General features: G+C 71.4%; 6 protein-coding genes. All 6 read left to right on the top strand.

Annotated features, from left to right (window positions below; all coding sequences use genetic code 11):
* The first annotated feature begins 360 nt into the window (after positions 1 to 360).
* The 6 genes from ABT122_RS32800 (at position 361) to ABT122_RS32825 (ending at position 6,796) form a co-directional block, all read left to right on the top strand.
* The gene (locus ABT122_RS32800) at positions 361 to 543 is read left to right on the top strand and encodes a Trm112 family protein (RefSeq protein ID WP_351559710.1); all 183 of its coding nucleotides are present in this window, start codon (positions 361 to 363) and stop codon (positions 541 to 543) included.
* Between the two features lie 174 nt (positions 544 to 717).
* Positions 718 to 1,854: an SIS domain-containing protein gene (locus ABT122_RS32805; RefSeq protein WP_351559712.1), complete on the top strand. Its 1,137-nt coding sequence runs from the start codon at positions 718 to 720 to the stop codon at positions 1,852 to 1,854.
* Positions 1,855 to 1,888: 34 nt separating this feature from the next.
* Positions 1,889 to 3,052: a mannose-6-phosphate isomerase, class I gene (manA, locus tag ABT122_RS32810; protein ID WP_351559714.1), complete on the top strand. Its 1,164-nt coding sequence runs from the start codon at positions 1,889 to 1,891 to the stop codon at positions 3,050 to 3,052.
* 107 nt (positions 3,053 to 3,159) lie between these two features.
* The gene (locus ABT122_RS32815; RefSeq protein ID WP_351559716.1) at positions 3,160 to 4,107 is read left to right on the top strand and encodes a cation diffusion facilitator family transporter; all 948 of its coding nucleotides are present in this window, start codon (positions 3,160 to 3,162) and stop codon (positions 4,105 to 4,107) included.
* Between the two features lie 429 nt (positions 4,108 to 4,536).
* Positions 4,537 to 5,994 carry an adenosylhomocysteinase gene (gene ahcY, locus ABT122_RS32820; protein ID WP_351559718.1) on the top strand — a complete coding sequence of 486 codons (1,458 nt, stop codon included), beginning with the start codon at positions 4,537 to 4,539 and terminating at the stop codon, positions 5,992 to 5,994.
* Positions 5,995 to 6,181: 187 nt separating this feature from the next.
* Positions 6,182 to 6,796, top strand: a complete 615-nt coding sequence (locus ABT122_RS32825) for a hypothetical protein (protein WP_351559720.1) — start codon at positions 6,182 to 6,184, stop codon at positions 6,794 to 6,796.
* The last annotated feature ends 417 nt before the right edge of the window (positions 6,797 to 7,213 follow it).

The raw sequence follows: 7,213 nt of genomic DNA on the forward strand, positions 1-7,213 counted from the left end.
ACCGCGTCCCAGGTGTTGACGCAGTTGCTCTCGCCGCAGTAGTTGGAGCCGTAACGGGCCTCGTTGCCCGGCAGGACACCCCCCGCCGCGCGACACCCCCGCCCAAAGCAAACCCCCCGCACCCCCCAGGCGAACCCTCAGAAAAGATCACCCCCCAACCCCCCTCCCCGCATTCCCACCCCGCCCCACATGCGGCACCCTTCCCCCAGAAGCAAAACCCCCCGCCCCACCCCAACCACCCCAGATCGCACCTCCCCTCTCCCCCCGGCGGTACGCTGACGTGGCCCATCCACCCACCACGGACCGCACCACAGCCCCCGCCCCGGACCCCACCCCACAGCACCCCCCGAAGGGACCCTCATGCCGCTCGAAGCCGGCCTCCTCGACATCCTCGCCTGCCCGGCCTGCCACGCCCCGCTCAGCGACCGCACCGAAGCCGACACCCCCGAGCTGATCTGCACCGGCGAGAACTGCGGCCTGGCCTACCCCGTGCGCGACGGCATCCCCGTCCTCCTCGTCGACGAGGCCACCCGCCCCGCCTGACGCCCGGCGGGCGCTCCAGGACCGGGCCGCCCCGAGGCCGCCACGCGGCCGAGGCAAGAGACGGCAACCGAGCCCCGCGCCCGCACCCCGCACCTCCCACGCCCCGCACCCCCCGCCCTCGCAGACCTCGCCCCCGCAGCCCCGCGACCGCCCGGCGATCGGAGACCCCACCCCATGCTCGACGAGTCACTCCTCGACGCTCCGGAAACCCTCGCCCGCGCCGACCACCGAGGCCTGCTGCGAGGCGCGGCCGAAGCCGGCGCCCGTGTCCGCACCGCCGCCCGCCACGCCGCCGAGGCCGGTATCGCCGAGCTGAAGCCCGAGGGCCGCCCCCGTGCCGTGATGGTCGCGTGCTCCGGCACCGCCGCCTCCGGCGTCGCCGACCTCGTCGGCGCCCTCGCCGGCACCGGCGCCCCCGTCACCCGCCTCGCCCCCACCGGTGTCGCCGCCGCCCCCGGCGCCCTGCGCTGGGTGCTCCCCGGCTGGGCGGGCTCCCTCGACCTGCTTCTCATCCCCACCACCGACGGCAGCGAGCCCGGTCTCGACCTCCTCTCCGAGCAGGCGTACCGGCGCGGCTGCACCGTCGTCGCCGTCGCCCCGAAGCCCTCCCCGCTCGCGGAGTCGGTCGATGGCCGGCACGGACTGGTCGTCCCCCTGACCATCACCCCGAACGGGCCGTACGAGGAGACGCCGTCGGCCTCCCCCGGCACCCTCTGGGCCCTGCTCACCCCGCTCCTCGCGCTCCTCGACCGCGTCGGCCTCCTGGAAGCACCGCCGGAGACCCTCGCCAAGGTCGCCGACCGCCTCGACCGCACCGCCGAGCGCTGCGGCCCGGCCGTCGCCACCTACAGCAACCCCGCGAAGACCCTCGCCGCCGAACTGGCCGAGAGCCTCCCCCTCATCTGGACCGAGGGAGCGGGCGCCGCCCCCGTCGGCCGGCACTTCGCCGCCGTACTCGCCGAGCTGGCCGGCCGCCCCGCCCTCGCGGCGGAGCTCCCGGAGGCCCTCCCCGCCCACGGCGTACTCCTCGCGGGCGCCCTCGCCGCCGGCGCCGACCCGGAGGACTTCTTCCGCGACCGCGTCGAGGAGTCCCAGGCCCTGCGCGCCCGGGTCGTCCTGCTGCGCGACCGCCCCACCGGCGGACTCTCCGCCGCCCCCGCCGCCCGCGAGCTCGCCCTCGGCCACGACGCCCCGATCAGCGAACTCGAACCGGAGGACGGCAGCGAGCTGGAGTCCATCGCGGAACTCCTCGCCGTCACCGACTTCGCCGCCGTCTATCTGACGCTCGCGACGCCGGCGACCACCACTTAGCACGCCCCACCACCCCGGAAACACGGAAGCTGACATGGACCGCCTCTCCAACACCGTGCGCCCCTACGCATGGGGCTCCACGACCGCCATCCCGGAACTGCTCGGTGACACCCCCACCGGCGAACCCCAGGCCGAGATGTGGATGGGCGCCCACCCCGGCGCCCCCTCCCGGCTGGAGCGCGGCCCGCTCGGCGATGTCATCGCCGCCGACCCCGTGGGCGAACTCGGCGCCGCCACCGTCGCCACGTTCGGCCCGCGTCTCCCCTTCCTCCTCAAACTCCTCGCGGCGGGCGCCCCGCTCTCCCTCCAGGTCCACCCGGATCTGGCGCAGGCGAAGGAGGGCTTCGCCGCCGAGCAGCGCGCGGGCATCCCCATCGACGCCCCGCACCGCAACTACAAGGACGCCAACCACAAGCCGGAACTGATCTGCGCGCTCACCCCCTTCGAGGGCCTGTGCGGATTCCGCCCGCCCGCCGACACCGCGAGCCTCATCGCCGGACTCGGCGTCGACTCCCTCAAGCCGTACGCGGACGCCCTCCTCGCCCACCCGCCGGACGCGGCCCTGCGCGAGGTCCTCACCGCGATCCTCACCGCCGACCGCGCGGACATGGCGGCCACCGTCACGGAGACGGCCGCCGCCGCCGAACGCCTCGGCGGTGACTACACCCCGTACGCCCAGATCGCCCACCACTACCCAGGCGACCCCGGCGTCATCGCCGCCCTGCTCCTCAACCACGTACGTCTCAACCCCGGCGAGGCCGTCTTCCTCGGCGCGGGCGTCCCGCACGCCTACCTCAGCGGGCTGGGCGTCGAGATCATGGCCACCTCCGACAACATCCTCCGGTGCGGCCTCACCCCCAAACACATCGATGTCCCCCAACTCCTGCGCGTCGTCCGCTTCGACGCCGCCGACCCGGGCGTCCTCCGCCCCGAGGTCTCCGAATCCGGCGAGGAGTTGTACGACACGCCGATCGACGAGTTCCGACTCTCCCGCTATCTCCTGGCCCCGGCCGGCGCCGTCCGCGACCTCACCGTCGCCGCCCCGCAGATCCTGCTCTGCACCTCCGGCCGCGTCACCGCAGGCCAACTGAGCCTCACCCCGGGACAGTCGGTCTACGTCCCCGCGGGCGAGACCACCCGTGTCGCGGCCGACGGACCCGACCCCGGCACCCTCTTCCGCGCCACGGTCGCCAACTGACCCCGCGCCGCCGTCCCGGACTGCGACAATGACGCGCCCCGCACCCCGGCCCGGCCCGGTCCGGCGGTGGCACCCCGGTCCGGCGGACGAAGGGACACCCGGCACTCATGAGCGCGTCAGGCGGTTCAAAAGCGATCGTGGCGGCCCTGGTGGCCAACCTCTCGATCGCGGTCGCGAAATTCGTGGCGTTCCTCTTCAGCGGCTCCTCCTCGATGCTGGCGGAGAGCGTCCACTCGCTCGCCGACTCGGGCAACCAGGGCCTGCTCCTCCTCGGCGGCCGCAGAGCCCGCCGCGAGGCCACCCCGCAGCACCCCTTCGGCTACGGCCGTGAGCGCTACATCTATGCCTTCCTCGTCTCCATCGTCCTCTTCTCGGTCGGCGGCATGTTCGCGATCTACGAGGGATACGAGAAGATCAAGCACCCCCACGCGATCGAGAACTGGTACTGGCCGGTGGGTGTCCTCGTCTTCGCGATCATCGCCGAGACCTTCTCCTTCCGTACCGCGATCAAGGAGTCGAACGCGGTCCGCGGCCCGCTCTCCTGGAAGGAGTTCGTCCGCAGGTCCAAGGCGCCCGAGCTGCCCGTCGTGCTCCTGGAGGACCTCGGAGCCCTCGTCGGCCTGATCCTCGCCCTCGTGGGCGTCAGCCTCGCCCTCGCCACGGGCGACGGCCTCTGGGACGGCATCGGCACCCTCTGCATCGGTGTGCTCCTCATCCTCATCGCCCTCGTCCTGGCCGTCGAGACCAAGTCACTGCTGCTGGGCGAGTCGGCCACCACGGACGACGTACGGAAGATCGAGGAGGCCCTCGTCGACGGCGACCGGGTCACCCGCATCATCCATATGCGCACCCTGCACCTGGGCCCGGACGAGCTGCTGGTCGCCGCCAAGATCGCGGTACCGAACGACGACACCGCCCCCGAGATCGCCGCCTCCATCAACGCCGCCGAGGAGCGCGTCCGCGCGGGCTGCCCCATCGCCCGCGTCATCTATCTGGAGCCCGACGTCTACCGGACCCCCGCGCCGGACCCCACCCCCACACCTCCATCCCGGTGACCCCGGAGCACCGCCCGGGCGGACCGCCGCCCCCGCGCGGGCCCCGCACTCTCCCGGCCGTATGTGTTTCTCCCGACGTTTGCACCATCCCCGGAGCGGTAGGCACTCCGGCCCCGGACCGGGCAATCCGCCGCCGGGTCGGCAAAAGCCCTGGTGACCGGTGCCCGTCCCGCCAACAACCCCATGATCTGGCCAGATCCCGCCCCCGGGCGGGCTGGGGCTCACCGTGCCGATCGGTGTAGATTCGTGACCAGAGTCAGGCGTCGCTGCTGATGGCGGTCGGGCGGTCCCTCCACGGACCGGCCGAGTGGAGAGAGGGCCTCCGACGGACTGCACTGCGCGTGGTCCGGGCATTCCTGCGCCCATCGGCCGCCGCAGAGCCAGCCGTACCCACCCTCGACCACTCACCACCACGAGGAGCAGCCCGTAATGACGACTGTCGCCGCCGGCCAGGACTTCAAGGTCGCCGACCTCTCTCTCGCGGCCTTCGGCCGCAAGGAGATCACCCTCGCCGAGCACGAGATGCCCGGTCTGATGTCCATCCGCAAGGAGTACGCGGACCAGCAGCCGCTCGCCGGCGCCCGTGTCACCGGCTCCCTGCACATGACCGTCCAGACCGCCGTGCTCATCGAGACCCTGGTGGCCCTCGGCGCCGAGGTCCGCTGGGCATCCTGCAACATCTTCTCCACCCAGGACCACGCCGCGGCCGCCATCGCCGTGGGCCCCGAGGGCACCCCGGAGAACCCGCAGGGCGTCCCCGTCTTCGCCTGGAAGGGCGAGACGCTGGAGGAGTACTGGTGGTGCACTGAGCAGGCGCTGACCTGGCCCAACACGCCCACCGGCGGCCCCAACATGATTCTCGACGACGGTGGCGACGCCACCCTCCTGGTCCACAAGGGCGTCGAGTTCGAGAAGGCCGGCGAGGCCCCGGACCCGGCGACCGCGGACAGCGAGGAGTACGGCTACATCCTCCGCACGCTGAACCGCACCCTCTCCGAGAACCCGCAGAAGTGGACCCGTCTGGCGTCCGAGATCCGCGGTGTCACCGAGGAGACCACGACCGGTGTCCACCGTCTCTACGAGATGCACCGTGACGGCACCCTCCTCTTCCCGGCGATCAACGTCAACGACGCCGTCACCAAGTCGAAGTTCGACAACAAGTACGGCTGCCGCCACTCGCTCGTCGACGGCATCAACCGCGCCACCGATGTCCTGATCGGCGGCAAGGTCGCCGTGATCTGCGGCTACGGCGACGTCGGCAAGGGCTGCGCCGAGTCCCTGCGCGGCCAGGGCGCCCGGGTGATCATCACCGAGGTCGACCCGATCTGCGCCCTCCAGGCGGCCATGGACGGATACCAGGTCACCACTCTGGACGAGATCGTCGGCGAAGCCGACATCTTCGTCACCACGACGGGCAACAAGGACATCATCATGGCCGCCGACATGGCCAAGATGAAGCACCAGGCCATCGTCGGCAACATCGGCCACTTCGACAACGAGATCGACATGGCCGGCCTCGCCCAGATCCCCGGGATCGTCAAGGACGAGGTCAAGCCCCAGGTTCACACCTGGACCTTCCCGGACGGCAAGGTCCTGATCGTGCTCTCCGAGGGCCGACTGCTCAACCTCGGCAACGCCACCGGTCACCCCTCCTTCGTCATGTCCAACAGCTTCGCCGACCAGACGCTGGCGCAGATCGAGCTCTTCACCAAGCCCCAGGAGTACCCGACCGACGTCTACGTCCTGCCCAAGCACCTGGACGAGAAGGTCGCCCGCCTCCACCTGGACGCGCTCGGCGTCAAGCTGACCACCCTCCGCCCGGAGCAGGCCGCCTACATCGGCGTCAAGGTCGAGGGCCCCTACAAGCCGGACCACTACCGCTACTGATCACACCGGCGGTACCGAGGCAGGCCCCCGCACCCCCGTGACGGGGGCCTGCCCCTTCGCCCCCGGCGGCTCGCCCGCCGCCCCGGCCTCCCGGCTCCCGGGCGAGAACCTCCGCCGAGGCGGGAACACATCCCCCTCGGCGACCTCACCGCCCCGAGCCACACCGCACAAGGACTCCCACGCCCCCATGCCCCGCGGCCGATATTCGCTCCACGATCCGCACGATCACACCCCCCTCGGCGAAGAACACTTCCAGTGCGCCCCCGGCCCCTCCGGCTGGCGCTATGTCTCGCAGATCACCACCCCCTCCGGCGATCACGCCGGCTCGGTCGACCTCGCCCTCGACGAACTCGGCCGCCCCATCCGTCTCGAACTCCACGCCGCGAGCTGGCAGGTCCGTGGCGCCGCACTCGACGGCGTCACCTGGGTCCGCACCGACCCCACCGGCACCCACGCCACCGAGGGCAATGTCCCCGCCCACGCCTTCACCGGCACCTCCCCCGCCTTCCTCATCGCCACGGCCCGTCTCCTGCGCCTGACCCCCGGCGCCCCCGCGACACGTGTCCGCCTGGTCGCCTTCACGGACCCCGTCCTCGCCCCCCGTACGCTCGACCAGTCCTGGGCCCTGCTGAAGAGTGAAGCGCACACCACTGACAGTGGCCCCCTGACCGTGGACGAATACCAGGTCAGCGCCCTGGACACGGGCGAGCAGCACACCGTCCACCTCTCCGGTGACGTCGTCCTCGCGGCACCCGGCATCGAGCTCGAACACCTCGAAACCCCACCGTCGGCCCTCCCCTGACACCCGATCCATCGCCCGGCCGCCGTGGCCGGTGAACCTGCGCTCCTTCCGTATGTCCGTCCCCAGGTGGACGAGCCACCGGGGGACGGGCCACCGGCTGATGTGCGTCTGACCTGGCCGACCTGCTAGTGTCCTCCTCGCCCACAAAAACCGTTGACACGGCTTCTGTGGGGAGGTAGATTTGAACGGTTGCCTCCGACTGGACACGGTCGAGTGCAACCGCTAACGTCTCTCTTGCTCCGAGCGGGAATTCAATTCCTGCGGAGCCAATCGACTCCATGACTTTGGAATCACTGACGCCGATTAGCTCGGCCGAAATGCTTCTGATAAAGTCGGAGCAGCCGAAAGGCGAAAGGCCGGTCCAACTGGCCGCTGGATCTGAATCCAAGTCCGGAAACGGAATGGGAAAACGGTCTG

Source organism: Streptomyces sp. NPDC001985, from assembly GCF_040296845.1.
Classification (GTDB): domain Bacteria; phylum Actinomycetota; class Actinomycetes; order Streptomycetales; family Streptomycetaceae; genus Streptomyces.